At 62.3% G+C, this 24972-nt stretch carries 23 protein-coding genes; 12 read left to right on the forward strand and 11 right to left on the reverse strand.

All coding sequences use genetic code 11. The annotated features are described in order from the left end of the window. Positions 1-23: 23 nt before the first annotated feature. Positions 24-1013: a zinc-dependent alcohol dehydrogenase family protein gene (locus HL671_RS26015; RefSeq protein ID WP_172240000.1), complete on the reverse strand. Its 990-nt coding sequence runs from the start codon at positions 1011-1013 to the stop codon at positions 24-26. Positions 1014-1270: 257 nt separating this feature from the next. Between HL671_RS26015 and HL671_RS26020 the strand changes: the two genes are divergently transcribed. Further along, entirely contained in the window at positions 1271-3964 is a 2694-nt protein-coding gene (locus tag HL671_RS26020; RefSeq protein WP_172240003.1) for a bifunctional acetate--CoA ligase family protein/GNAT family N-acetyltransferase, read from the forward strand. 27 nt (positions 3965-3991) lie between these two features. On the opposite strand, the gene HL671_RS26025 is transcribed toward HL671_RS26020, so the two are convergent. Further along, complete coding sequence (locus tag HL671_RS26025) at positions 3992-4492, reverse strand: hypothetical protein (protein ID WP_012045663.1); 501 nt, start codon at positions 4490-4492, stop codon at positions 3992-3994. Continuing rightward, positions 4493-4822 (reverse strand): hypothetical protein, encoded by a 330-nt coding sequence (locus HL671_RS26030; RefSeq protein WP_246579531.1) that lies wholly within the window; start codon positions 4820-4822, stop codon positions 4493-4495. It lies immediately after the preceding gene. Between the two features lie 101 nt (positions 4823-4923). Between HL671_RS26030 and HL671_RS26035 the strand changes: the two genes are divergently transcribed. From HL671_RS26035 to HL671_RS26045, 3 genes are read left to right on the forward strand one after another with little or no spacing between them, the layout of a single operon-like run. Beyond that, positions 4924-6060 (forward strand): ABC transporter permease, encoded by a 1137-nt coding sequence (locus HL671_RS26035; RefSeq protein WP_172240005.1) that lies wholly within the window; start codon positions 4924-4926, stop codon positions 6058-6060. Between the two features lie 2 nt (positions 6061-6062). Further along, the gene (locus HL671_RS26040; RefSeq protein ID WP_172240008.1) at positions 6063-6842 is read left to right on the forward strand and encodes an ABC transporter ATP-binding protein; all 780 of its coding nucleotides are present in this window, start codon (positions 6063-6065) and stop codon (positions 6840-6842) included. 2 nt (positions 6843-6844) lie between these two features. After that, the gene (locus tag HL671_RS26045; protein WP_012045659.1) at positions 6845-7948 is read left to right on the forward strand and encodes an ABC-type transport auxiliary lipoprotein family protein; all 1104 of its coding nucleotides are present in this window, start codon (positions 6845-6847) and stop codon (positions 7946-7948) included. A gap of 21 nt (positions 7949-7969) precedes the next feature. Here HL671_RS26045 and HL671_RS26050 read toward each other — a convergent pair whose 3' ends face one another. Then, the gene (locus HL671_RS26050; RefSeq protein WP_012045658.1) at positions 7970-8287 is read right to left on the reverse strand and encodes a c-type cytochrome; all 318 of its coding nucleotides are present in this window, start codon (positions 8285-8287) and stop codon (positions 7970-7972) included. A 139-nt stretch (positions 8288-8426) separates the two neighbouring features. Between HL671_RS26050 and HL671_RS26055 the strand changes: the two genes are divergently transcribed. Next, complete coding sequence (locus HL671_RS26055; protein WP_172240011.1) at positions 8427-9140, forward strand: helix-turn-helix domain-containing protein; 714 nt, start codon at positions 8427-8429, stop codon at positions 9138-9140. 550 nt (positions 9141-9690) lie between these two features. Next, complete coding sequence (locus HL671_RS26060; protein WP_172240014.1) at positions 9691-10422, forward strand: Crp/Fnr family transcriptional regulator; 732 nt, start codon at positions 9691-9693, stop codon at positions 10420-10422. Positions 10423-10521: 99 nt separating this feature from the next. Here the strand turns inward: HL671_RS26060 and HL671_RS26065 are convergent, their stop codons facing one another. From HL671_RS26065 to HL671_RS26080, 4 genes are all read right to left on the reverse strand, one after another. Next, positions 10522-11811: a TRAP transporter large permease gene (locus HL671_RS26065; protein WP_172240153.1), complete on the reverse strand. Its 1290-nt coding sequence runs from the start codon at positions 11809-11811 to the stop codon at positions 10522-10524. 22 nt (positions 11812-11833) lie between these two features. Then, a complete protein-coding gene (locus HL671_RS26070) occupies positions 11834-12346 on the reverse strand; it encodes a TRAP transporter small permease (protein WP_012045654.1) in 513 nt (170 codons plus the stop codon). Positions 12347-12384: 38 nt separating this feature from the next. Beyond that, complete coding sequence (locus HL671_RS26075; RefSeq protein ID WP_172240017.1) at positions 12385-13383, reverse strand: TRAP transporter substrate-binding protein; 999 nt, start codon at positions 13381-13383, stop codon at positions 12385-12387. Positions 13384-13444: 61 nt separating this feature from the next. Further along, a complete protein-coding gene (locus tag HL671_RS26080) occupies positions 13445-14131 on the reverse strand; it encodes a GntR family transcriptional regulator (RefSeq protein WP_172240156.1) in 687 nt (228 codons plus the stop codon). A gap of 371 nt (positions 14132-14502) precedes the next feature. Between HL671_RS26080 and HL671_RS26085 the strand changes: the two genes are divergently transcribed. Beyond that, positions 14503-16590 carry a molybdopterin oxidoreductase family protein gene (locus tag HL671_RS26085; RefSeq protein WP_172240020.1) on the forward strand — a complete coding sequence of 696 codons (2088 nt, stop codon included), beginning with the start codon at positions 14503-14505 and terminating at the stop codon, positions 16588-16590. Positions 16591-16775: 185 nt separating this feature from the next. Further along, entirely contained in the window at positions 16776-17042 is a 267-nt protein-coding gene (locus HL671_RS26090) for a hypothetical protein (protein WP_172240023.1), read from the forward strand. Here HL671_RS26090 and HL671_RS26095 read toward each other — a convergent pair whose 3' ends face one another. Beyond that, positions 17043-17393: a hypothetical protein gene (locus tag HL671_RS26095; protein ID WP_172240026.1), complete on the reverse strand. Its 351-nt coding sequence runs from the start codon at positions 17391-17393 to the stop codon at positions 17043-17045. Positions 17394-17444: 51 nt separating this feature from the next. Here HL671_RS26095 and HL671_RS26100 point away from each other — a divergent pair, with 51 nt between their 5' ends. The 4 genes from HL671_RS26100 to HL671_RS26115 all read left to right on the forward strand — a co-directional run bounded on the left by HL671_RS26100 (position 17445) and on the right by HL671_RS26115 (position 23450). Then, on the forward strand, positions 17445-20879 hold the full coding sequence (locus HL671_RS26100) for an acyl-[ACP]--phospholipid O-acyltransferase (RefSeq protein ID WP_172240030.1): 3435 nt from the start codon (positions 17445-17447) through the stop codon (positions 20877-20879). Continuing rightward, positions 20879-21616: an esterase/lipase family protein gene (locus HL671_RS26105; protein WP_172240033.1), complete on the forward strand. Its 738-nt coding sequence runs from the start codon at positions 20879-20881 to the stop codon at positions 21614-21616. Before HL671_RS26100 ends, HL671_RS26105 begins: the two co-directional genes overlap by 1 nt. A gap of 72 nt (positions 21617-21688) precedes the next feature. Next, the gene (locus tag HL671_RS26110) at positions 21689-22468 is read left to right on the forward strand and encodes an enoyl-CoA hydratase/isomerase family protein (RefSeq protein WP_012045647.1); all 780 of its coding nucleotides are present in this window, start codon (positions 21689-21691) and stop codon (positions 22466-22468) included. A gap of 109 nt (positions 22469-22577) precedes the next feature. Further along, positions 22578-23450, forward strand: a complete 873-nt coding sequence (locus tag HL671_RS26115; RefSeq protein ID WP_172240036.1) for a GNAT family N-acetyltransferase — start codon at positions 22578-22580, stop codon at positions 23448-23450. A gap of 1 nt (position 23451) precedes the next feature. Here the strand turns inward: HL671_RS26115 and HL671_RS26120 are convergent, their stop codons facing one another. Both HL671_RS26120 and HL671_RS26125 read right to left on the reverse strand, forming a co-directional pair. Further along, a complete protein-coding gene (locus tag HL671_RS26120; RefSeq protein WP_172240039.1) occupies positions 23452-23814 on the reverse strand; it encodes a VOC family protein in 363 nt (120 codons plus the stop codon). Positions 23815-23902: 88 nt separating this feature from the next. Continuing rightward, entirely contained in the window at positions 23903-24904 is a 1002-nt protein-coding gene (locus HL671_RS26125) for an SDR family oxidoreductase (RefSeq protein WP_172240042.1), read from the reverse strand. Positions 24905-24972 lie beyond the last annotated feature (68 nt).

The raw sequence follows: 24972 nt of genomic DNA on the forward strand, positions 1-24972 counted from the left end.
GGCCGGTACCGATTGAATTCGATTCAAAAGTCCGGGACGAGGACGGCCGCACCCACGATGTCGCCTTGCCTCAAGCGGGCCAGAACAGTGTTTGCTTCGGACAAGGAGTAGGCCGTCGTATGCGTGCGGATGTCAGCCTCCTGGGCCACCCGTAGAAAATCGACACCATCCTGCCGCGTCAGATTGGCGACGGACATCACCCGGCGTTCTCCCCACAGAAGCGAATAAGGGAAGCTCGGAATGTCGCTCATATGAATGCCGGCGCAGACAACCCGGCCGCCTTTGCGGACAGCCCGCAAAGCGGCCGGAACGAGCTCGCCGGCAGGGGCGTAGATGATGGCAGCGTCCAGATCGACGTCTGGACGCTGGTCTGCACCTGCAGCCCATACTGCGCCAAGTTGGCGGGCCAGATCTTGTGCGGGCCGGTCATGTTCGCGGGTGAAGGCATAGATCTGGCGACCCTGCCAGCGGGCGACCTGGGCAATGATGTGACCCGCAGCTCCAAACCCGTAGATTCCGAGCCGTTCTGCGTCACCCGCCATGACCAGTGACCGCCAGCCGATAAGACCGGCGCACAGCAGGGGCGCGGTCGCGACGTCATCGCTCAGTCCATCGAGCGGAAAGGCATAATTTGCGTCGGCGATGGCGTGGGTCGCATAACCGCCATTGCGCGTATAGCCGGTGAAAGAAGGCTCGTCGCAGAGATTTTCCATTCCGCGGCTGCAGAAGGGGCAGCGGCCGCAGGTATGCCCCAGCCACGGAATTCCGACCCGCTCGCCCAACCGGTGGGTTGTCACCCCACGACCGATTCGGTCAACGCGACCAACAATCTCGTGCCCGGGAATGATCGGATAAGGAATGCTGGGGAGCTCGCCATCGCAGAGATGCAGGTCGGTTCGGCAGACTCCGCAGGCGCTGACACGGACGCGAATTTCTCCGAGACCCGGCTCGGGATCCGACAGACATTCATGCCGGAGAGGGGCTCCAGGCGATTGCAGCACCATCGCGTGCACCTTGCGCCTCCTGGACCAATTTGCCTTCGACCCATAAGCCAAGACAACTCGCCACGGCTTGATGTCTGTCAAGGTTCTAAGCGGCTTGGGTCGCTTATCAAGTCGCCGTCGAGCATGGGGCTTGAGCAGCGTCACGCTCATTCCCCGTCTGGGATCATAAGTCACGCTAGACCGGCGGCGGATTGAAACTAAGATGCCGATTGGTAAGACGGACCTGGCTACGAACGGCTCTCGTCGCCTCCTTATTGGATATCGAAATGTCGACCTATCGCCTGCGGAACCTGCTGTTGCCACGCTCCATCGCTCTGGTGGGCGGAAGCCCGCGGCCGAACTCTGTCGGGAGGGCTATTCTCGACAACATCATGAAGGCAGGGTTCGAGGGCAAGCTCGGTCTGGTCAATTCCCGATACCGTGACATCGCCGGGATCGGGTCCGTCGGCAGCCTTGGCGAGCTGCCATTCGTTCCTGAACTTGTGGTGATCACCACGCCGCCCCCGTCGATTCCTGACCTGATCGATGGTGCCGGCGCTTTGGGAGCGGCTGGCGCGCTGATCATCACGTCGGGGCTTGGTCATGGTCCGGGCTCGCTCGCCGACCAGGCCGAAAAGGCTGCACAGCGCTACGGCATGCGCCTGATCGGACCGAACTGCCTCGGCATCATGATGCCCGCAATCAAGCTCAACGCCAGCTTCTCGGCGCATATGCCAGTGGCGGGCAGCTTGGCCCTGATTTCCCAATCCGGCGCCATTGCCGCAGGAATGGTGGATTGGGCTGCGCAGCGTGGCGTCGGATTTTCGGGAATTGTCTCGATTGGCGACCAGCTGGACGTCGATCTTGCCGATCTTCTCGATCATTTCGCGCTTGACGGTGGAACCCGAGCGATCCTGCTGTACATCGAAGCTGTCAAGGATGCTCGGAAGTTCATGTCGGCGGCGCGCGGGGCGGCCCGGGTCAAGCCGGTTGTCGTCGTGAAGTCCGGCCGTGGTGCGGTTGGCGCAAGAGCTGCCGCAACACATACGGGAGCGCTGGCGGGGGCCGATGCGGTCTATGACGCGGCGTTTCGCCGCGCCGGCGTGCTGCGTGTGTCGGATCTCCGCGAACTGTTCGACTGTGCGGAGACGTTGGGGCGGGTCGAGTCGCCGACGGGTAAAAGGCTCGCAATTCTCACCAATGGTGGCGGAATTGGTGTGCTCGCGGTGGATCGGCTGGTCGAGCTCGGAGGAGTTCCAGCAACCCTGTCGCCAGCGGTTCGTGACAGGCTGCAGGCCGTCCTTCCGCCAACCTGGTCTGCGTCGAACCCGGTCGACATTGTCGGAGACGCAGACGCGGCCCGTTATACGACCTCGCTTGAGGCGCTGCTCGCGGACCAAGCCAATGACGCGGTCCTTGTGATGAACGTTCAGACGGCGATTGCGTCAGCAAGCGACATAGCAATTGCCGTCACGGAATTCGTCAATGCCTACCGTAAGCAGCACAGGCGTTGGGCCAAGCCGGTCCTTGCCGCTTGGGTCGGCGCGGAGCAGCAAGTCATCGAGACCTTGAGCGGTGCAGGAATTCCGAACTATCCCACGGAGGACGACGCCGTTCGGGGCTTCATGCACCTTGTGCGCCATCGGGAGGTGGTCGAGTCGCTGGCCGCGGTGCCCCCGGCGATGCCGAGTTCTTTTTCGCCCAATGTCGAGGCCGCCCGCAACATTGTCGAGACAGCCCTCGCCGACGGGCGGAGCTGGCTTGATCCCGTGGAAATCAGCCGACTTCTGGAGGCCTATGACATCGCGATGGTGCCGACCTATGCGGCGTCGACGGTTGACGAAGCGGTCGCTTATGCCAACCAGCTGTTTGCGCAGGGCGCGACTGTCGTGCTCAAGATTCTGTCGCGCGACATCGTCCACAAATCTGATGTCGGAGGTGTCGTCCTCAATCTGACCACCGCCGAGGCGGTCCGTAACGCGGCAATTGAGATCATGGCCCGCGCGAAGGCTGTTCGCCCAGATGCACGCATTTCCGGAGTGATCGTGCAAGCCATGGTCGTGCGTGCCAAGGCACGGGAGCTGATCATGGGCATCGCCGACGATCCGACCTTCGGGACCGTGATCGTGTTTGGCCGGGGCGGCACTGCAGTCGAGATCATCAACGACAAGGCGCTCAGTCTTCCTCCGCTGGATCTCCATCTTGCCCGCAACTTGATCGAGCGCACGCGCGTCTCGCGATTGCTGCGCGCTTATCGTGATGTTCCGGCCGTCAAGCCGGACGCCGTCGCGCTGGTCCTCGTCAAGCTGGCGCAGCTCGCGGCGGATGTTCCCGAGATTCGCGAACTCGATATCAACCCGTTGTTGGCAGACGAGAGCGGGGTCCTGGCGGTCGATGCGCGCGTTGCTGTCGGACGGGTGCCGCCGAAATTCAAGGGCTCAGGGCCATCGAACTTTGCCGTTCGCCCATACCCGAGTCAGTGGGAGCGGCACCTCCAGGTGAAAGACGGCTGGCGCATCTTTGCGCGTCCGATCAGACCCGAGGACGAGCCGACCATTCATGAATTCCTCAAGCATGTCACCGCGGAGGATCTCCGCCTTCGCTTCTTCGCGCCCATGAAGGAGTTCACCCATGAGTTCATCGCGCGTTTGACGCAGCTCGACTACTCACGGGCAATGGCCTTTGTTGCTCTGGACGAAACGACCAATGAGCTCGTCGGCGTGGTGAGAATTCATTCCGATTCGGTCTACGAAAGCGGTGAGTATGCCATTCTGCTGCGTTCGGATCTCAAGGGCAGAGGACTCGGCTGGGCCTTGATGCAGCTGATCATCGAATACGCCAAGGCGGAAGATCTCAAGATGATCTCTGGCGATGTCCTGCAGGAGAATATCGTCATGCTGGAGATGTGTCGCAATCTCGGGTTCGAGGTCAAGACGGACCCGACCGAGCGTGACCTCTGCAACGTCAAGCTCAGGCTGTAGGCATAAACTCTTGCTGCGAAGGCCGATTCAGCTGGGAGGCGTGTCGGCGGATGGGCTCGTGGCTTCGGTCTCGGAGACGTCGTGCGAGCGGAGTGTCTTGATGATCATCGTGGCCAAGGGGATGATCAGCAGCGGAACCAAGCTGTTGAGCGGATGGTTGATGAGGCCCGACAGGTAGGATTGCAGCGATCTCGCCTCCGCTTGCAGCGCGTCCATCGACGAGGCATGCATCTCGTTGGCGAGCTCCAATTCGCGGCCCGCGGGCTCCCGGCCGGCCAGCATCAGCAGGAGTGCCGCAAGAACGACGTTGCAGGTGCCGAGAACCGCGGCTGCGACGACCGCAGACGTGATCTGGACCAATGCAAGATAAGCCGCCAATTCGAACATCAAGAGGCCGAAGCAGGCAATCAGTGCTGCGAGGGCTCGCAGCCCGAAGCCGACGAGCAGGTGTCGAAGCCTGATATCGGCGATCACCCGGTCGGTGCGCCAGAGAAGACGAAGGTGTTTGGCGACATTCTCTGTATCCACTTACGTTCTCCTCAATAGCAGGCCGACAGCGATGCCGATCGCGAAGGCCGACACGGCGGCCGTGACGGGACGGCTGCGGATCAGCTGTTCGACACGAAGCTCAGCATCGCCAAGATCTCTGCCCAGAGCGGCGCTCATTGCAGCGATCGGCGCCATCATCGAGGCGCGCCGGGACTGGCCGGAGTCCTTATTCTCGATCTGGCTCAATAGCTCGCGAAGTTCGCGGGTCAGTGCAGCCAGCTCATGTCTGGTGGATGCGTCAGCCATGCTTTGTCCTATGGTTGGATTAACTGTAAAACGGGAGGCGGCAGGGGGCTTGATTTCGCTCAATCGATGCCGTCAGACGGGGTTGACGCAGATCAAGCGCGGCTGATTGGTGAGATCTAAGGAACGGGGGTACCCCGGGCCTGCCGAGTGAAGGAGATATCGAGTTGCGCGCCCATCCAGGATTGGCCGCCGAGGCGACCGGAGAACTGCTTGAGCTTCGTCCCAGCGGATCCTGGGTGTCCCTCAACGTGACCGAGCTCGAGAACCTGACGAGGTCTGCGAGCGGCAAAGTCGGCAACGCCAAGGCCGTGAAGCTCGATCTTGGTGCCGTCAGCGAGATCGATACGGTCGGCGTCTGGCTACTGGAAAAGCTCAGCCGGAGTGCTGCCGCCGGCGGCCGCCGTGTCGAGATGACCGGGGTTGCTGAGAATTACGTAGGTCTCGTCGAGGAGGTCCGGCAGGTCAACCGGCGCGATATTGCGCCGCCACCGCGGCAGAACCCGATAGTGGCCAAGCTCACGGATCTCGGTCGTTCGACGCTCGGGGCTGCGCGGGACGTCACGGTGTTCCTCGACATGCTGGCGGCGTTGTCATTGGCTTTGGTCCGGACGCTGGCGCGGCCGCGGTCGCTGCGCGTGACCTCGCTTGTCTATCAGATGTACCGTATCGGCTGGCAGGCCATTCCGATCGTGGTGCTGATCACCTTTCTGATCGGCGCTATTATTGCACAGCAGGGGATCTTTCATTTTCGTCGCTTCGGCGCAGAATCCTATGTCGTCGACATGGTTGGAATTCTCGTGCTGCGCGAACTCGGCGTCCTGATCGTGGCCATCATGGTGGCGGGGCGATCAGGTAGTGCTTACACCGCAGAGCTCGGATCGATGAAGATGCGCGAGGAGATCGATGCTCTGGTGACGATGGGGCTTGATCCGGTGGAGGTCCTGATACTGCCGCGTATCGTGGCATTGATTTTGACCCTGCCCATCCTGGCCTTCATTGGCTCAATGGCTGCGCTCTATGGCGGAGGCTTGGTCGCCCAGCTTTACGGTGGCATGGGACCGGCCATCTTCATCGCTCGCCTGCATGACGCGGTCTCCGTCACGCATTTCGAGGTCGGGATGTGGAAGGCGCCGTTCATGGCTCTCGTCATCGGCATTGTCGCCTGCAGCGAGGGCCTGCGAGTCAAGGGCAGTGCCGAATCGCTAGGTCAACAAACGACGACATCCGTGGTGAAATCCATATTTCTGGTCATCGTCCTCGATGGATTGTTCGCCGTCTTCTTTGCGTCCATTGGATTGTAGCAATGGAACATCTGCAAGAGACGAACGCGATCCGCGTCACCAATCTTGTCGTCGGGTTCGGTCGACAAATCGTTCTGAACGAATTGTCCTTGAATGTTCGCCGTGGTGAAATTCTGGGGCTCGTCGGGGCGTCGGGCGGCGGGAAATCGGTCCTGATGCGCACGATCATTGGCCTCATTCCACGGCGCAGCGGCAGCATCGAGGTGATGGGGGTGCCGCTCGGCGGCGCGGCAGAGCGCGCCACACAGAATGCGGCGACGCGGTGGGGAATCCTGTTTCAGCAGGGCGCGCTGTTTTCATCGCTGACGGTCATGCAGAATGTCCAGTTTCCGCTGCGCGAAAACCTGCAGATGTCGCAGACTCTGATGGACGAGATCGCGATCGCCAAGCTCGAGATGGTCGGCCTTCGCGCCGAGGACGGCGACAAGTTTCCCGCTGAGTTGTCGGGCGGAATGACCAAGCGGGCCGCGCTGGCGCGGGCTCTCGCACTCGACCCTGCGATCGTGTTTCTCGATGAGCCGACCTCTGGCCTCGATCCAATCTCAGCTGGTGATTTCGATGCGCTGATCAAGACTCTCCAGCAGACGCTGGGGCTGACCGTGTTCATGGTGACGCATGATCTGGCCAGCCTCAATTCGGTCTGCGACCGTGTCGCCGCCCTGGCGGACGGCAAGATCGTTGCGATCGGTCCGATGAGCGATCTGCTTCGATCAGAACATCCCTGGGTCAAAGCCTACTTTCACGGTAAGCGATCCCAGATGCTGCAACCGAAAGTGAGTTGAAGATGGAAACGCGTGCGCCATTCGCTGTAATCGGCGGCTTCGTGCTGGCGGCGATCGTCGCGATCTTTGGTTTTGTGTACTGGCTCAACAACACGGGAGGACTTGGGCCACGCACAAGCTATCACGTGCAGTTCGAGGGTTCAGTTCCCGGTCTTCTGGTCGGGGCTGCCGTTCTTTTCAACGGAATTCGTGTTGGCGAAGTGACCGACCTGGTCCTGGCGCCGGACAATCCACGTCGGGTCAATGCGACGATTTCGGTTGCGACGAGCGTGCCGGTGCGGTCCGACACCAAGGTGGGTCTGGAATTCCAGGGGCTGACGGGGGTGCCGGTCATCGCACTGGAAGGTGGCTCGTCAACTGCGACATCAGGGCCGGTCTCGATCTTGATCGCAGAGCCCGGCGCCGGACAAAGCATGACGCAGGCGGCGCGTGACGCCTTGCGGCGCGTCGACGCTGTCCTTGCCGAGAATGCCGGGCCGCTCAAGGACACGATTGCCAATCTCCGGACATTCTCAGACGGGCTGGCGCGGAACACCGGCAAGTTGGACAGTATCGTTTCTGGACTCGAGAAGATGACCGGTGGTGGCGCTCCGGCACAGAAGGTGACCTATGACCTTCGAGCGCCGCGCGATTTCGGCCCGATCGCCAAGACCATCAAGGGACAACTCGCCATCCCAGAGCCGACGGCCGTGGCGATGCTGCAGACGCAGCGGATATTGTTCTCGCCGGCGAAGGATTATCCGGGATTTGGTGACGCCCTATGGGCAGACAGCATCCCGAAACTGCTGCAGGCTCGCCTGATCGACGCGTTTGAGAATTATGACATTGCCCACGCTCCGCTGCGGACAGCGGATCTCGGACAGCCTGATGTCCAATTGCTTGTGGATGTCCGCCGCTTCCGGATCAATACGGATCCGACAGCGGTCGTGGAGATCGGGCTGTCGGCTCGCCTTGTCGACAAGAGCGGAAAAATCATCGCGTCGCGGCTGTTTGACGAAAGCCAACCTGTTGATCGCCTCGATCCTGCGATTGCAGTCACTGCCTTCGACCAGGCATTTGGCCGAGTTGCCAAGTCGCTCCTGACGTGGACCGTCCAGGCGCTGTAGATCTCGCCTCTGGCTAAGAACCTATTCCAGCGTCTTCAGATACGACAGCAGATCGTTGATCTGCGTCGGTGCAAGTTCGAATTGTGGCATCGCGGGGTGCCCGGTGACGATGCCTTCGGCGAGAGCCTCGCCGAGCGTTTCGATCGGATAGCGCAGGTGCAGCGTTCGGAACGGAGGCGCCGGCTTGAATGGGCTTTCCCCGGTCGTGCCGATGGCATGGCACCGCGCGCAATGGGCCTTGGCGTAAGCCCGTCCCCGCTGTTCCGGCCTGGACGCTGCGTTCGACGGATGTGTCCACGAGAGAGGCAGAAGTAAAGCACAGAGAACAAACCACCGCATGCATCACGTCCATGGCATCAGGCATTTTCCGCCACGATAGGGTCGGGATCCTCCCGTCATTTGATTTGAATCAATCGGAACTATCGGCATCCGTTAGAATGCGGCAATTGTCCTTGCGCTTGGCCCAGCGGAGCCCCGTATGAAGACGTCTCTGGTTGCAGTCGATTTCCACGGGCAGGGCTGCTCTGAATGTGCTGTACGCGGATTTAGCGTGTGCGCATCGCTGGATCAGTTCGAGATGCGCGAGTTCGAACAGCTCAGTCGGCGTTCCCACTTCGCGTCGTGCGAGACTGTTTTCTCGCAAGAGGATATTACGTCCTTCTTCTACAACCTGCTCGACGGCGTCATGAGGCTCTATAAGCTTCTGCCGGACGGTCGAAGACAGATCGTCGGGTTTGTACTGCCTGGCGATTTCGTGGGCATGACGACCGAGGAGCGACATGGGTTTTCAGCCGATGCCATCGGTCCGGTTACGGTCTGTCAGTTCGCCAAGTTGCCGTTTGGTCGCTTTGCGCACGACAAGCCAAACCTTCTCCGCCGGATGAACGAACTGGCTGTGCAGGAGCTCAACCAGGCGCGGGACCACATGGTCTTGCTGGGTCGCCGTTCCGCTGAAGAAAAGGTTGCCACCTTCCTCGTGAGCTGGCGGGACCGGCTGGTCGACCTCCGAGGGCCATCCAACATCGTGCCGCTACCAATGAGCCGGCAGGACATTGCCGACTATCTTGGGCTTACGATCGAAACAGTCAGCCGGACGTTCACGAAACTCGAGCGGGATGGAATCATCACCATACTACCCGGAGGCGTATCGCTCCGGGATTCGGCGCGTGCCGAGGCGCTAGCGGCTGCCTGACATCTTTGCCGCTCCGCGAATGATCCGCTTTGCATTGATCTGAGTCAAAGACTGCCGGGGTGCGATTGAGAAACAATGTCTCAAACTCAAAAAAGGGGGAGAGACATGCCGTTCGATGCCATGATGGTGAGCTTTGCGGTGGTGGCGGTTTTCGTCGCGTTTGCGGGCGTCCTGCTCTGGGCTGATTCGCAGACTCGAACCCGAGCCTGAAGCCGACATCGCAGATCCTCCAAGCTGCCCGTTCAGACCTTTGGCTGGACCGTGGGTGACGAGATTTGCTGCGGTGCAGTATGATCGCTGCTGAGCTCTCGGTCAGCCGAAATGCGCCGGCGCTGGCGGTCAGGCCTCGCATTGATCTTTGACGCATTCTCTTGGACAAAGTCCCGATCTGCCGTATTCCGAAACGGAGCGGAATTGAGAGATGGGCGGTCGCGAGGCCGAGGGATCGTCTTTGCTGGGCGCGTCCGTGGTCCTTTGACGTCAAAGGGCACGGTCGGCGGCTTTCGACATCTCCTTTGGTCAGCCGGATGGGACGCCTGGGAGATGCGGTGTGACTGAGGAGAAAAAGGCGAGCGGCCGATCAGCCGGAGGCGGCAAGCTGTCGGTCCTTCGACAGCATCCGATCTTTCGCGAACTCGAGCCCGACGCGCTCGACCAGCTCTGCCGCTACGCCAAGCCAACCTCGCTCAAGCGTGGCGCGACCATTTTCTCGAAAGGTGATCCCGGATCGAGCTTGTATGCCGTGATCAGCGGCACCGTCAAAATCAGCGTGTCGTCCCCGGATGGACGCAATGCGATCCTGAATTTGATCGGCCCGGGTGAGATCTTCGGCGAAGTCGCCGTGCTCGACGGCGGGGAACGAACCGCAGACGCAACTGCGAGCACCAATTGCGAGATCCTGGTCATCGATCGCCGTGAATTCCTGCCATTCGTCAAGCAGCAGCCGGTGCTCGCAATGAAGTTCATCGAACTGCTCTGCGACCGGTTGCGCTGGACGAGCGATCAGGTCGAGCAGGTCATCCTGCAGGATCTTCCCAGGCGTCTCGCCAGCGCTTTGCTTGGCCTGACCGAGAAGCGGAAGTTGGATCCCTCCAGCCGCACCATTGCGATCACTCAGCAGGAAATCAGCGAGATGGTCGGCATGACCCGCGAGAGCATCAACAAGCAGTTGCGTTCTTGGGCGGCGCGGGATTGGGTCCGACTTGAGCACGGCGCGATCGTGCTTCTCAATCCCGAGCCGCTGCGAGGATTGGCCGAGGCCGGTCAGGATGATGACCAGTAGGTCCCCCCGCTGATCAGCCTTATTCGCGGCAGTTTCACGTCCGGTTCTCCCCTGTTGTTTGTTTGACCGTCGCGAACGCCGCGGCGGGGCGCGAGAGCGTCAGCGCAGGATATGTCGTGGCAGCCACAGCGAGATTTCAGGGATGTACGTTACCGCCATCAGCACGCCGAACATGACCGCATAAAACGGCCATATCTTGCGCATGACCTGCTCGATCGACACCCTGCCGACGGCACAGCCGACGAAAAGGATCGCCCCAACCGGCGGATGGCAAAGGCCGATGCCCAGATTCAGCAGCATGATCATGCCGAAATGAACCGGATCGACGCCAAAATTCTGCATCACGGGAAGAAGGATCGGCGTCGCGATAAGGATCGACGGCGCCATATCGACCAGCGTTCCGAGCAGCAGCAACAGCACGTTGATCAGCAGCAAGATGACGTATTTGTTGCTCGATATCGACAGGAAGAACTGCGTCATCTTCGCGGGCATCTGCGTCAGCGCCATGATATAGCCGACTGCAGACGCGCACGCGATCAAGGTCATCACCATTGCTACGGTGCGGAACGTTCGGTGTAGCAGCGCGGGCAGGTCGCGCCAGCGATAGTCGCGGTAGATGAACATCGTGACGAAGAAGGCCCAGATGCAGGCGACGGCGCCGGCTTCGATCGCGGTGAAGATGCCGCCGAGGATCCCGCCGAGAATGATCACGAGCGTAATGAGGCCCCACGCTGCATCGATGGTGATCTTGACCGCATCCTTGGCTGGGACCGTCTGACCTTGCGGATGACGTTCGCGATAGGCGATCACGATACAAAGCATGATGAGCGAAAAGCCGAGCAACAGGCCGGGGAATACACCGGCCATGAACAAGGCGCTGATTGAAATCGTGCCGCCGGTCGCCAGGGAATACAGCACGGCGTTGTGGCTCGGCGGAACAAGCAGCGCCTGAACGGAGGAACTGATGGTCAGATTAGTTGCGAACACGCGCGGATAGCCGTTGGCCTCCATCTGCGGGATCATGACCGAGCCGATCGCCGAGGTATCGGCGACCGCCGAGCCAGAGATGCCACTTAGAAACGTCGTTGCCAGCACATTCACGATCGATAGACCGCCGCGCAGGCGAGTGAGACCGACCAGGACGTCAGCGAAAGCCACCAGCCGTTTGGCCATGCCGCCCTCCGCCATGATGGCGCCCGCCAGTACGAAGAACGGAATGGTCAGCATCGCGACCTTGCTCACTCCATCCGAAATCTTGAGCATCACCGCTTCGAGCGGAATGCCGACGGAGAGAGCGCCAGCGATTGCGGCCATCGCCAGCGAGTAAGCGATGGGCATCCCGATCAGGAAGCACACCAGCATTGTGGCAAGCAGAATGAAGATGTCCATCGGTCTGCCTCGGCTGGCCGGCTTACTCGAACGATTCGGTGTCGTGATGAGGAATGGGGGCGGGCGGTGCGCCGATGAACAGCCGTTCGATGATAAACAGGAGCAAGCAGCAGCCACCGACCGGGATGGGCAGGTAGGTGACACCGACCGAGAGGAAAGGGAAATCCCCGATCGTGTTGTTCCACGTGACCTCGACCAGCCTCGTGCCCCAGACGATCATGAAGATCGCGATGACGGCCATCAGCAATTGCACGAGTATATCGAGTGCTCGTCTCACAGGGGGCGGCGTCTGGTTGGCAAAGTAGGCCAGGTTCATGTGAAGATTCAGCCGGTACCCAGCCGCCGCGCCAATGAACGTCAAGAGAATCGTCAGCAGAACGGCCATCGGTTCGGGCCAGGAGGCGGCGCTGTTCAGCACGTAGCGGGTGAAAACCGCCCAGGGAATGACGGCTGAGATCAGCACGAGCGCGGTGACGCCTACGATTACGCAGGCGAGATACAGCGCATCCATCGCACAGCGATAGAGCCCGGCCATGGTAACCTCCTGATTGTCCGAACCGATTGCTCTGTGCGTTACGCGATCTCTTGAATGCGCTTGATCATGTCTTGATACTTCGGGCCATATTTGTCCCAGACCGGTTTGACGGCCTTCTGGAACGGCGTCTTGTCGGCGATCTCGATGATCTCGCTGCCGGCTGCCTTGGCTTTCTCCATGGCCTCGCGCTCATAGGCCTTCCAAAGCTCGCGCTCTTCCAGTTGAGCCTCGCGCGCGAACTTCCTGATCAGAGCCTGGTCGTCAGTCGAAAGGTTCGTCCAGGCGCGCTTCGAGAAAACAAGAACTTCTGGAATGACCAGATGCTGCGTCAACGAGTAATACTTGGCCGCGGTATAATGGTTGCTGAAAACGTAACTCGGAGGATTGTTCTCGGCACCGTCGATCACGCCTGTTTGCAACGCGCTGAAGACCTGATCATAGCCCATCGCGACACCGTTGCCGCCGAGCGCGTTCATCATATCGATGAAGATCGGGTTTCCGATCACCCGGATCTTCAGACCTTTGATGTCCTCGACCGTTCTGATCGGCTTTTTTGTGTTGTAGATGCTGCGTGCACCGGAGTTCATCCAACAAAGTGCAACCAGATTTGCGCCCGGATTGGCGCTGATGCGGTCGAGCAGATCTTGTCCGATCGGGCCGTCCATCATCTTCTCGGAGTGTTCGATGCTCTTGAACAAGAACGGCATGTTGACGACGTTGACCTCATCGACGATCGGCCCCAATGCGCCGGCGCTGACGCGCAGCATCTGAATTGCGCCGATCTGGGTCTGTTCGATGGTCTCCTTCTCGCCGCCGAGTTGTGCGGAGGGGTACATCTGAAGTGTCAGCCGGCCATTGGTGGCGGCTGCGAGCTTCTTGCCGAGATTTTCGGTAGCCGCAACCGTCGGATAGCCGGGGGGCTGAACGTCGGAGGCCTTGAACACCGCCTTCGACTGGGCGTGCGCGGCCGAGAATGGCAGAAGCGCGACTGTCCCGGCGAGACCGGCTGTTAGTTTTACGAAATTGCGTCTTTTCATGGCGTCCTCCCACGGACTTTGGCTTGATCGCTAAGCCGCAGTTGGATGCCGCGGCATGTGGCTATGTCGGCTGATCGAAATAATCTGGATTGAGATTCTGAATTTCAGAAATGTCGTCGAGCAGTCGTTCCAAATGACTTGCCATGGCGGCGCGGGCTCGTTCCGGATCGCGCCGCTCGATCCCCTCCAGAATCGGCTCATGTTCGGCGATGACCTCCGCCATCCGTCCGATCTGAGGCAGGGTCAGGCGTCGATACCGATCGACATGAACCTTCACTTGCAGGATCAGCTTCCATATTCCAGGATAGCCCGCAACCTCAGCGATCCCCGCATGAAACATCTCGTCCGCTTGATGAAAGGCTTCTCGATCCTTCGCAGCGCAGGCCTCGCGCTGGCGTTCGAGCGTCGCGTGCAGGTTCAGGAGCTGGCTGGAGGTCGCGTGCTCGGCGGCCATCCGGGCCGTGGTTTCCTCAAGGGACTTGCGGATGATGATGGTCTCGGGAAGCGTCGCGACAGGAATGCGCGAAACGAAAATGCCCGACTGGGGAAATATCTCCACCAGCCCCTCATCCGAGAGCTTCAGGATGGCTTCACGCACCGGCGTTCGGCTGACGCCGTAGGCGGTCGCGATCTGCGCCTCCGAGATCGGCTCACCTGGTCGACGGACCAGCGACACGAGCTCGGCCCTCAGATCGGCATAGATGCGCGAAGCGGCTGTTGCGCCCCGCGGCCGACCATTGCGGCGCATGCGGGCGACGACTGGACGTGGCGCGGGAGCCAATTTCCTTGGAGCACGACTTGGCATCTACGTTTCCTCAACTGATATATTAGTATATGAATCTGCTTTGGCAACAGCAAATGCCGGTTGCCCGAAGCATCGTTATGGTGCGATGCGGGGCTGGCGGAATCCCCTCGCTTCTGTCGATCCGATAATCACGGCACTCCACGGACCGTGACCGAGTTCCGGCGACGCCCGCGGTCGAACGGCTGCGTTCGTCGATCAATCGGACGAACTCACCCGGTTCCTTCCTCTCCAGAATTCGAATGCCTTGATTTTGTTGTTGAGAATGCGTCGCGAACGCTCTCGGCGGTCGGCTCGTTTGATGTTACGAGTCGAGGATGAACCAGCAGACACGCATCGATATCCGCCACTCCACATGTCCGCACGATTGTCCGTCAGCCTGTGCGCTTGACGTCGAGGTCATCGACGGCAGAACCATAGGACGCGTTCGTGGTTCAAAACGGCAGACCTACACGGCCGGCGTGGTTTGCGCGAAGGTCGCACGATATGCCGAGCGCATTCATCATCCGGATCGTCTGCTTCACCCGATGCGACGGGTTGGACCGAAAGGCGCTGGCAAGTTCGCCCGCATTGGCTGGGACGAGGCACTCGGCGAGATCGCCGAGAAGTTTCTGCAGGCCGAGCGCGAATTCGGCTCGCAGTCGGTCTGGCCCTATTATTACGCGGGTACGATGGGTCTCGTGATGCGCGACGGCCTCAACCGTCTCACGCATGTGAAAAAGTACTCGAGGTTCTACTCGACGATCTGCGCCAATGTGGCCCGCGTCGGTTTCGCAAACGGCACCGGCAAGATTGCCGGCGTCGATCCCCGCGAGATGGCTCTTTCGGATCTCATCGTGATCTGGGGAACGAATCCCGTCAACACCCAGGTCAATGTCATGACTCACGCCGCGCGCGCCCGAAAGGAGCGGGGCGCCAAGATTGCCGCGGTCGACATCTACGACAACGAGACGATGAAGCAGGCTGACGTCAAGATCATCCTGCGTCCCGGCACTGATGGTGCGTTCGCCTGCGGCGTGATGCATGTGCTGTTTCGTGATGGGCATGCCGATCGCGCCTATATGGCGAAATACACCGATTGTCCGGACGAGCTCGAGGCGCATCTGAAGGCGCGGACGCCGGAATGGGCATCGCAAATCTGCGGTGTTCCGGTGGCCGAGATCGAGGCCTTCGCGAAGCTTGTCGGTGAAACCAAGCGGACCTTCTTTCGGCTCGGCTATGGCTTCACCCGCAGCAGGAACGGTGCAACGCAGATGCATGCGGCCTCCTGCATTCCGGCCGTGACGGGCGCCTGGCAATATGAAGGAGGCGGAGCTTTCTTCAACAATGCTGCGCTGTGGCGCTTCGACGAGTCGATCATCGAGGGTCATGACGCCATCGATCACGCCACCCGGCTTCTCGACCAATCGCAGATCGGGCGCATCCTGGTCGGAGACCGGGAGGCATTAGGTGATGGCCCGCCTGTCAAGGCGATGCTGATTCAGAATACCAATCCCATGACGGTTGCTCCGGAACAGGACTTGGTTCGTCAGGGTTTTGCGCGCGCGGATCTGTTTGTCGCGGTGCATGAGCAGTTCATGACTGAAACGGCGCAGATGGCCGACATCGTGCTGCCCGCAACGATGTTCATGGAGCATGACGATCTGTATTATGGCGGAGGCCACCAGCATATTTCGGTCGGACCGAAGCTGATTGATCCGCCCGGCGAATGTCGCTCCAATCACGAAGTGCTGCAGGCCTTGGCGCGTCGATTGGGGGCGATTCATCCCGGCTTCGAGATGACGCCGCGCGAATTGATCGATGCCACGTTGAAGAAGAGTGGCCACGGCGACATCGCCGCTCTCGAGGCTGATATCTGGCGCGACCTGCAGCCTGACTTCCGCACGTCGCATTATCTCGACGGATTTGCGCACAAGGACGGCAAATTCCACTTCAAGGCCGATTGGGTCCATCCGCCGTTCGGGCGCGTAATGGGCAATCCTGAACGCATGCCTTCGCTGCCGGATCATTGGGCGGTCACCGAGGACGTGGATCAGCAACATCCGTTCCGACTCGCAACGAGTCCCGCGCGCTCGTTCCTCAACACCTCCTTCAACGAGACGCCCTCCTCGCAAGCGAGGGAAGGGGCGCCGTCGGTGATGATCCATCCGCTCGATGCCGCCCCGATTGGCATTGCGGATGGCGATCTCGTCACACTCGGAAATGACCGCGGGCAGACGTCGCTGATCGCCCGGCTGTTCGAAGGCGTTCGGCGCGGGGTGCTCATCGCCGAATCCATTCATCCCAATCGGGCCCATCCCGGTGGTCGTGGCATAAACTCGCTCACGGGAGCAGACACCGTCGCGCCGATCGGCGGTGCAGCCTTCCATGACAACAAGGTCTGGATGCGAAAATCGATTGGGTGAACGCGGTCGCCCCAAGAAATCTCAGAATAATATTATAAGTCAGAGGCTTAGGAGTCGGCCCGGCGGGCGGGCGCGGCTGCCGAGAACATCTTCTTTACCAAATTGTCCTGTCCTGCAAGATCTTCTTGAGCGTCGCTCATAAATCCGCTATGGTTTGAGCGTCGCTCAAACTTGGAGGTCATTCCATGCAGGTGCTCAGCTATGGCGGTCCGCGACTTTTTTCCGTTCCATCTCAGGCTCTGCTGCACGGTTTGGCCCGAGCCGCGTCTCACCTCGTAGCGTCTCGCGTCGAACGCATCGCCAATGTCTGCGACGTCGCCGGTCTGCTGGCGGCGCGACGAGCGCGGCGACTGGCGGGTTATCAGCTCTTTCGTGCCGCCGGGCGCGGACGGGGTTGGCTTCGCCGCGGCGGCCTGTTCGGCTACTTCGACTACCTGAGCGAACTGAGCTGATCACAGCTCAAATCTGCTGCCCATACGCAACGAAGCGGTCACCATGTCCTTACGTCCGGTTTCCTCGGTGCAGCTGACCTTCATCCGGATAAGCTTTTTGCACATGACCTTCGCGATATCGTTTGTGTTGGTCGGCGGCGGCATCGTTGCGTTGCCGCTCGATTGGCAGCTGCGCGGGGGCTTAGCAGCAGGGCTTGTGGCGCTCTTGTGGTCGTCCTTCACGCTGGCCGACACGATGGCGCTGCTGTCGCGAGGCTCGGTGCGTTGCGGTCGGCGACGCAGACCGGAAAGGCGGCGCGCGTGAGGCGGCACGCGTTCCGGACGAGCCTCTATTTCAGCACCAAGATTCAACAGTTTTCGCGATCCTTGCGGCAAAGCGTCCGCAGCACACAGGAAACGACCATGATCAAGCAGCTAATGTCGTCGCGCCGGTTTGCTCCGCTGTTCTGGGCGCAGTTCGCCTCGGCGCTGAACGACAACGTCCTGAAGAACGCGCTGGTCATCATGCTGCTCTACGGCGCGGTCGCAGCGCATGGGGATGCGCTGGTGACGGTGGCTGGAGCGGTCTTCATCTTTCCCTTCTTCATCCTGTCCGGGCTCGGTGGCCAGTTGGCCGACAGATACGTCAAGGGAGTCGTGGCGCGCAGGTTGAAGTTCGCAGAGATCTTCGCCGCCGGGTTTGCCGCGCTTGGCTTCTTCCTGCATTCGATCCCGCTGCTGTTTGTCGCGCTGGGCATGTTCGGCGTCATCGCGGCACTGTTCGGACCGGTGAAATACGCCATGCTGCCTGACCAGCTGACGGTCGGCGAGCTCGCCACCGGCAATGCGTTGGTCGAAGGCGCGACCTTCATGGCCATTCTGATCGGCACGATCGCTGGCGGCCAGCTGGTCTCTGGCTCCTCCCACATGGGGTGGGTCGCTCTCGCGGTCATTGGTCTTGCCGTGATCTCCTGGGCGTCGGCCTCGCGCATTCCGCACACCGCGCCGTCGGCCCCGGATCTCCGGATCACCGCCAATCCCTGGACCTCGACGTCGCACCTCTTGAAGTCGCTCTATGCCGCGCCGCGGCTGTGGGACGGCATGGTGATCGTGTCGTGGTTCTGGCTGGTCGGCGCCGTCGTGCTGTCGCTGCTGCCAGCGCTGGTCAAGGATGTCGTCGGCGGGACCGAGGGGGTTGTCACCTTGTGCCTCGCCATCTTCGCGATCGGTATCGCGATCGGCTCGCTATTCGCTGCCCATCTCAGCCATGTCAGGCCGAACCTCGCACTGGTGCCGATCGGCGCCATCCTCATGGGCGTGCTCGGACTGGATCTCTCCTGGGCCATCGCCACGACAGAGACCGCGAAAGGCCTCACCCCGCTTGGCTTCATCGGCTCCTGGGCTGGCGCGCGCATGCTGATCGATTTTGCCTTGTTCGCCTTCGGCGGCGGCCTGTTCGTTGTTCCGGCCTTCGCAGCCGTGCAGGCTTGGTCGGAACCGGATGAGAGAGCCCGTATCATCGCCGCCGGCAATGTCCTGCAGGCTGCCTTCATGGTGGTCGGTTCGCTGGGTGTGGCCGGCTTGCAGGCCGCAGGCGTCTCGATCGCCTGGATCTTCTTCGGACTCGCGCTGGCGAGCTTCGGGACGGTCTGGTTCGTGCTCAACAAGTGGGGCAAGGAAGGCGTGCGGGACTTCGGCGCCATGCTGTTCCGCGCGCTGTTCCGCACCGAAGTGCGCGGCCTGGAAAACCTGCCGCCGGCCGGCACCCGCATGCTGATCGCGCCGAACCATGTCAGCCTGATCGATGGCCCGCTGCTGCATGCGGTGCTGCCGATCGACGCGACCTTCGCCGTCGACACCGGCATCTCCAAGGCCTGGTGGGCGAAGGTCTTCCTCAAGCTGGTCCGCCACATCACGATCGATCCGACCAAGCCGCTCGGTGCGCGCGACCTCATCAAGCTGGTCGCCAGCCAGGAGCCGGTGGTGATCTTCCCGGAAGGCCGCATCACGGTGTCCGGCTCGCTGATGAAGGTGTATGACGGCACCGCGATGATCGCCGACAAGGCGGATGCCGTGGTCGTGCCCGTCCGCATCGAGGGCGCGCAGCGCTCGCATCTCAGCTACCTCAAGGACGGTCAGATCAAACGCTCGTGGTTCCCCAAGGTGACGGTGACCATCCTGCCGCCGGTCAAGCTCACCATTGACGCGGCGCTCAAAGGCAAGACCCGCCGCAACGCGGCTGGAGCGGCGTTGCAGGACGTCATGATCGAGGCGATGGTCAAGAACGCCATGCTCGACCGCACGCTGTTCGAGGCGCTGGCCCATGCCCATCGCGACCACGACACCGGCAAGGTGATGATCGAGGATCCGCTCGGGACCAGGCTGACCTATCGCAAGCTGCTGCTCGGCGCGCAGGTGCTCAGCCGCAAGCTCGAGCATGGCACCATGGTCGGCGACAATATCGGCGTGCTGCTGCCGAACTCGGCCGGCGTCGCCGTCGTCTTCATGGCGCTGCAGTCGATCGGCCGCGTGCCCGCGATGCTGAACTTCTCCGCCGGCCCGGTGAACGTGCTGGCAGCGATGAAGGCGGCGCAGGTCACGACGGTGCTGACCTCACGGGCCTTCATCGAGAAGGGCAAGCTCGACAAGCTGATTGCCGCGATCGAGGGGCAGGTGCGCTTGGTCTATCTCGAGGACGTCAAGGCCTCGGTCGGCCTCGCCGACAAGATCAAGGGCATCATGGCTGGCACCAAGCCCCGCGTGCCCCGCAACGCCGATCACCCGGCCGTGATCCTGTTCACCTCCGGTTCGGAGGGCACGCCCAAGGGCGTCGTGCTGTCCCACCGCAACATCCTGGCCAACGCCGCTCAGGCGCTGGCCCGGGTCGACGCCAATGCCAACGATCTCGTGTTCAACGTTCTGCCGGTGTTTCACTCCTTCGGCCTTACCGGCGGCATGATGATGCCCATGTTGGCGGGTATTCCGATCTATATGTACCCGTCGCCGCTGCACTACCGGATCGTGCCGGAGTTGATCTACCAGACCGGCGCTACCATTTTGTTCGGCACTGACACCTTCCTCACCGGCTACGCGCGTTCGGCCCATGCCTATGATTTCCGCACGCTTCGACTGGTCATCGCCGGCGCCGAGCCGGTCAAGGACCGGACACGGCAGGTCTACATGGAGCGCTATGGCATCCGCGTGCTCGAAGGCTATGGCGTCACCGAGACCGCGCCGGTTCTGGCGATGAACACGCCGATGGCCAACCGTGTCGGTACCGTCGGCCGCCTGTCGCCGCTGATGGAGTATCGGCTCGACAAGGTGCCGGGCATCGAGGAGGGCGGCCGGCTCTCCGTCCGCGGGCCCAACGTCATGCTCGGCTATGTCAGGGCCGAGAATCCCGGCGTGCTCGAGGCGCTGCCGGAGGGCTGGCACGACACGGGCGATATTGTCACGATCGACCCGCAGGGCTTCATCACGATCAAGGGGCGCGCCAAGCGCTTCGCCAAGATCGCCGGCGAGATGGTCTCGCTGACGGTGGTCGAGCAGATCGCCACGACGTTGTGGCCGCAGGCCGCGTCCGTCGCGGTGTCGATCCCCGATCAGCGCAAGGGCGAGCGGATCGTGCTGATCACGACGCAGAAGGATGCCGAGCGCGCGGCGATGCAGCGTCAGGCCAAGGCGCAGGGCGCGCCGGAACTCGCGGTGCCGGCAGTCGTGATGGTGGTCGACAAGATCCCGCTGCTCGGTTCCGGCAAGACGGATTATGTCGGTGCCAAGGTGATTGCCGAGGAGGCTGCCAAGGAGACTGCTCAGGCCGCTCCGGAGCGCGAGGCGGAGGAGCGGGAAGTGGCGTGATGGCATCGCTGCGCCGATCTCGCCAACAGCATGGCCCCCGCGACGCGGGGGTCGTCCTGCTGCATGGCATCGCCGGCCGCTCATTGATGCTGCGCCCGCTGGAGCGGCGGCTGCAGCGCGCGGGATTTGCCACGCTGAACCTCGACTATGAGAGCCGCAAGAAGCCGCTCGAGCGTCTCGCCGAGGATATCCATCCGGCCATTGCCGCCTTTGCGACAGGAATCGACGGCCCGATCCACTTCGTGACCCATTCGATGGGTGGGCTGCTGGCGCGGGTTATGATCGCGCATCATCGGCCGTCGCGGCTTGGCCGCGTCGTCATGCTGGGCACGCCCAATGGCGGCAGCGAGCTCGCGGACTGGCTACAGAATGTCGGGCTCTATCGCGCTTATTTCGGTCCCGCCGGCCTGCAACTGGTGACCACCAAGCACATCACGCTCACATCGCTGCCGCCGCCCGATTACGAGATCGGCGTCATCGCCGGGAACCGCTTTCTCGACCCGATCGCGGCGCTGTTCGTGCTGCCATGGCCCAATGACGGCCGCGTGTCGGTCGAGAGCTGCAAGCTTGCTGAGATGACGGACTACACGACGGTGAAGGCCTCGCATATGGGCCTCTTGGTGCATCCGACATCGATCCGGCAGACGATCGCGTTCCTGCGCAATGGCCAGTTCGAGCCGGCGCGTCCGCTCTTGCGCGGTGTCATCGCCGAGATCGGCCGCCGCGCGGCCTCTTGACGCAAGTTTTCCTTGCCCCTCCCAGCTATCCCGCGACAATCTCGCATCCGACAGCAAGCGACAGGCAAGGCGATGACCGACGATAGCGTGATTCTCGACAAGCGCGGCCAGGCCCTCTGGATCACCATCAACCGGCCCGAGAAGCGCAACGCCCTCAATGGCGACGTCATCGCGGGCATCTCGCGCGGCTACCGCCAGGCGCATGACGATCCGGACGTGCGCGTGATCGTGCTGACGGGGGCAGGGGACAAGGCGTTCTGCGCCGGCGCCGACCTGCAGAACTCCGGTGCGGCCTTTGCGATGGATTTCTCGCGGCCCAATGTCGACTATGCCGATCTGCTCAGGTTGTCGCAGAACGCCACCAAGCCGGCGATCGCGCGGGTCGGCGGCGTCTGCATGGCCGGTGGCATGGGGTTGTTGTGCATGACCGACATGGCGGTCGCAGCCGACCACGTGATCTTCGGCCTGCCGGAGGTGAAGGTTGGTGTGTTCCCGATGCAGGTGCTGAGCCTGTTGCAGAGCATCGCGCCGCCCCGGCTCGTCAATGAATGGGCTCTGACGGGCGAGCCGTTCGACGCCAAAGCGGCGCAGGCGGCAGGGCTGCTCAACCACGTCGTTCCGGCCGCCGAGCTCGATGCCAAGATCGATTGGCTGATCGGCCGTCTCGTCGACAAATCACCGACCGCCATCCGACGCGGCAAATACGCGATGCGCGCGATCGCGTCGATGTCGTTCGACGAATCCATCGCCTATCTCGAAAGCCAAATCGCGCTGCTCGCGATGACCGAGGATGCCAAGGAAGGCTTGAAGGCGTTCGCCGAGAAGCGCAAGCCGGTGTGGCCGGGCAAGTAGCCCGCCGCCGTTGGACGTTTGACGGCTGCTCGGTTGTTGGCGCTGTCATGCTCCGCGAAGGCGGAGCATCCATGATGCGCAAACGCGTTCGTGGATTTGGGATGGACGTATGAGGGCTTCCCACACCCGTGCAACCGATGGTCTCACCATCCGGCCGATGCATGCCGATGAGATTCCGCTGGCCGTCGACTGGGCGGCGGCCGAGGGCTGGAATCCTGGTTTGTCGGATGCGGCCTGTTTCGCGGTGGTCGATCCCGATGGCTTTTTCGTGGCCGAGCGCGACGGCGTGCCGGTCGCGACGGTGTCCTGCGTCAACTATGACGATCGCTTCGCCTTTCTCGGTTTCTACATCGTCCGCCCCGAGCTGCGCGGGCGCGGCTACGGCTTGCGGCTCTGGCAGGCGGCGATGGCGCATGCGGGATCGCGTGTTGTTGGGCTCGACGGCGTGGTGGTGCAGCAGGACAACTACCGGACATCCGGCTTCAGCTATGCGCATGCCAATATCCGCTATGGTGGGCGACCTGCCGCCCTGCCGCCACCAGGGGGCTCATCACGGATCGTCGCCCTGAGCGATGTGCCGTTGACCGACATCGAAGCGTCAGATGCGACCGTGTTTCCCGCCCCACGCCGTGCATTCCTGCGGGCCTGGATCGACGCGCCCGGTCATGTCGGCCGGGCGCTGATCCGCGATGGCGCGCTGGCCGCTTGGGGCGTGATCCGTCCATGTCGCGCCGGCTCCAAGATCGGTCCGCTGGTGGCCGAGAGGCGCGAGGATGCCGAGACCATGGTCGCAGCGCTGCTGAGCGCAGCCGGCGACTCCGAGGTGTTCCTCGACGTGCCGGCGATCAATCCGGCGGCTTTGGCGCTCGCCGAGAGCCTCGGCCTCAAGCCGGTGTTCGAAACCGCGCGCATGTACGCCGGGCCGATCCCGCCGCTACGGATCGAGCGCGTATTCGGCATCACCACATTCGAGCTCGGCTAGCTCAGCGCCCGAGCGGCCGCGCGAAGCTCAGCTCATGGCCGTCGGGATCGGTGAGGTGGAAGTAGCGCTCGCCCCATTCGGCGTCACGCGGGGTGGTCGATGGCGCAAAACCAGCGGCCAGCGCCTTCGCGTAAACGACGTCGACATCCGCGACGTGGAAGATGACGCGGCCCCACCAGCTCCATTGTTTGTCCTCAGGCATGGCGATCAGGTTGAGATAGCCCGTACCGACGCGGAAGGTCGTGAACGGGGCGTCGCCGCCGCCATACGGAATGTCGTCGAATCCGAGCGCCCGATAGAAGGCGACCGCGCGGGCCATGTCGTGGGTGGCGATGGTGATCGCGCTAATGCTCTCGATGGTCATGGAGGCGCTCCGGACCTGTATTGGAAGTCGCAGTGCAGAGAAGCGCATCTCGCTGTCGTGGTGCAAGAGCGGCCTCGCGGCCTGCGGCCTAGCGCCACCGCCGGCTCATCGTCGCCCCCAAGGCAAAGAAGATCGCGGCCCCGATGGCGACGGTCGCCGCGCGTGCCACGTCGCCCGGGATGAGCATGGCCTGCTGCGCTGCGCCCTGGCTGAACGAGCCACGCGTGCGATGCAGGCGCGTCACGGGTTGGTCGAGGTTATCGGGGCGGTCGGGCACCAGCGGGACATCGGTCTGCTGCCCGGCGATCGCCTTGGCGGCAAGATAGCGGTCGAGCAGTGCCGGCGCGACGGCGTTGCCGAGGATCGTGAGCAGTGTCGGCCAGCCGATCCAATATTCGCGGAAGTCGCCGTCGGCGACGCGGTGGACGGCGTCCGCGATCACCTCCGGTTCCACGGGCCGGCCCATCGGCCGCGGCGTATGTGCGAGGTGGGCGCGGGCCCAGTCGAATTGCGGCGTGTTCACTGCGGGCAGATCGACCATGCAGAGCGTGATGCGCGACCGCTCATGCATCAGTTCGGCGCGCAGCGAGTCGGTGAAGCCGCGGATCGCGTGCTTGGCGCCGCAATAGGCCGCCTGCAGCGGAATTCCGCGATAGGCGAGCGCCGAGCCGATCTGGATGATCCGGCCTTCGCCGCGCCGGCGCATCGACCGCAGCGCCGCCATGGTGCCGTGCACGAAGCCGAGATAGGTCACCTCGGTGACGCGGTGGAACTCCTCCGGCGTGATGTCGGCCACCGTCGAGAACACGGTCTCCATGGCGTCGTTGATCCAGATGTCGACCGGACCGAGACGCTGCTCGAGCCGCTCGGCGGCCTCGAACAGCGCCGGCGCGTCGGCGACATCGACGGCCTCGTATTCGGCATGCGCAAAGCGCCCCTGCAGCTCGCGCTGAACGCCGCGAAGCGCCTCCTCGTCGCGTGCGAGCAGACCGACGCGGTCGCCAGCCTCGCCGAAGCGCTTGGCGATGGCGCGGCCGGCACCGGCGGAGGCGCCGGTGATGATGATCGTGCGAGCTCGTCTGCGAGGCATGTCCGGGTTCTCCACGCGCCCCGTTGTACAAACGTGCGGCCGCCGGCAATGTTTCGGGCGGGGAGAAC

The organism is Bradyrhizobium denitrificans, from assembly GCF_013179005.1.
GTDB lineage: Bacteria > Pseudomonadota > Alphaproteobacteria > Rhizobiales > Xanthobacteraceae > Bradyrhizobium > Bradyrhizobium denitrificans.

What these genes read in the sequence shown, in the direction of transcription:
- HL671_RS26020 (WP_172240003.1), top strand. Translation starts at nt 1,271, where the DNA reads ATGTCGACCTATCGCCTGCGGAACCTGCTGTTGCCACGCTCCATCGCT.
- HL671_RS26070 (WP_012045654.1), bottom strand. Translation starts at nt 12,346, where the DNA reads ATGGCCGGGCTCTATCGCTGTGCGATGGATGCGCTGTATCTCGCCTGC.
- HL671_RS26105 (WP_172240033.1), top strand. Translation starts at nt 20,879, where the DNA reads ATGGCATCGCTGCGCCGATCTCGCCAACAGCATGGCCCCCGCGACGCG.
- HL671_RS26065 (WP_172240153.1), bottom strand. Translation starts at nt 11,811, where the DNA reads ATGGACATCTTCATTCTGCTTGCCACAATGCTGGTGTGCTTCCTGATC.
- HL671_RS26040 (WP_172240008.1), top strand. Translation starts at nt 6,063, where the DNA reads ATGGAACATCTGCAAGAGACGAACGCGATCCGCGTCACCAATCTTGTC.
- HL671_RS26075 (WP_172240017.1), bottom strand. Translation starts at nt 13,383, where the DNA reads ATGAAAAGACGCAATTTCGTAAAACTAACAGCCGGTCTCGCCGGGACA.
- HL671_RS26080 (WP_172240156.1), bottom strand. Translation starts at nt 14,131, where the DNA reads ATGCGCCGCAATGGTCGGCCGCGGGGCGCAACAGCCGCTTCGCGCATC.
- HL671_RS26050 (WP_012045658.1), bottom strand. Translation starts at nt 8,287, where the DNA reads ATGCGGTGGTTTGTTCTCTGTGCTTTACTTCTGCCTCTCTCGTGGACA.
- HL671_RS26125 (WP_172240042.1), bottom strand. Translation starts at nt 24,904, where the DNA reads ATGCCTCGCAGACGAGCTCGCACGATCATCATCACCGGCGCCTCCGCC.
- HL671_RS26110 (WP_012045647.1), top strand. Translation starts at nt 21,689, where the DNA reads ATGACCGACGATAGCGTGATTCTCGACAAGCGCGGCCAGGCCCTCTGG.
- HL671_RS26085 (WP_172240020.1), top strand. Translation starts at nt 14,503, where the DNA reads ATGAACCAGCAGACACGCATCGATATCCGCCACTCCACATGTCCGCAC.
- HL671_RS26115 (WP_172240036.1), top strand. Translation starts at nt 22,578, where the DNA reads ATGAGGGCTTCCCACACCCGTGCAACCGATGGTCTCACCATCCGGCCG.
- HL671_RS26055 (WP_172240011.1), top strand. Translation starts at nt 8,427, where the DNA reads ATGAAGACGTCTCTGGTTGCAGTCGATTTCCACGGGCAGGGCTGCTCT.
- HL671_RS26100 (WP_172240030.1), top strand. Translation starts at nt 17,445, where the DNA reads ATGATCAAGCAGCTAATGTCGTCGCGCCGGTTTGCTCCGCTGTTCTGG.
- HL671_RS26120 (WP_172240039.1), bottom strand. Translation starts at nt 23,814, where the DNA reads ATGACCATCGAGAGCATTAGCGCGATCACCATCGCCACCCACGACATG.
- HL671_RS26045 (WP_012045659.1), top strand. Translation starts at nt 6,845, where the DNA reads ATGGAAACGCGTGCGCCATTCGCTGTAATCGGCGGCTTCGTGCTGGCG.
- HL671_RS26090 (WP_172240023.1), top strand. Translation starts at nt 16,776, where the DNA reads ATGCAGGTGCTCAGCTATGGCGGTCCGCGACTTTTTTCCGTTCCATCT.